Below are 696 nucleotides of genomic sequence, written 5' to 3'. Positions count from 1 at the left end.
TCGAGCCGTGCGCCGCCATCGGCCGGGAGCTGCAGCGCCGGGGGCACGACGTGCGGGTTGCGGTGCCGCCCAACCTGATCGGCTTCGTCGAGTCGGCCGGGCTGCCCGCCGTCGCCTACGGGCAGCGGGATTCCCAGCAGCAGCTGGACGAGGATTTCCTGCACAACTCGTGGAAGTTCCAAAACCCGGTCAAGCTGGCGCGCGAGGCGATGGAGCCGGTCCGGGCGGGCTTCGAAGAGCTGGGCGCCGCGCTCAAGTCGCTCGTGGACGGGGTCGACCTGCTGCTGACGGGCCAGCTCTATCAGGAGATCGCCGCCAACGTCGCCGAGCGCTACGACATTCCGTTGGCCGCGTTGCACTTCTACCCGATGCGGCCCAACGGCCAGGTGGCGTTTCCCGCGCGGTTGCCCGCGCCGCTGGTGCGCTCGACGATGAAGACCCTCGACTGGATGTATTGGCGGTTCACCCGGGGCGCCGAAGACGCGCAGCGCCGGGATCTGGGTCTGCCGAAGGCCACTTGCCCTGCGCCGCAACGCATGTCGGAGCTGGGCGCGCTGGAGATCCAAGCCTACGACGCGCTTTGTTTTCCCGGCTTAGCGGAGGAGTGGAATGGCAAGCGGCCGTTCGTCGGCGCGCTGACCATGGAGTCGCCCACCGATGCCGACGACGAGGTCGCGTCGTGGATCACCGCCGGAA

General features: G+C 69.0%; 1 pseudogene. It reads left to right on the top strand.

The annotated features are described in order from the left end of the window. Positions 1–696 (top strand): annotated as a pseudogene (locus A5712_RS27080) (glycosyl transferase); the annotation flags it as partial.

The sequence above is a fragment of the Mycobacterium sp. E2327 genome, from assembly GCF_001672675.1.
Taxonomy (GTDB): Bacteria; Actinomycetota; Actinomycetes; order Mycobacteriales; family Mycobacteriaceae; genus Mycobacterium.
This window is presented reverse-complemented; position numbering and strand designations above follow the sequence as displayed.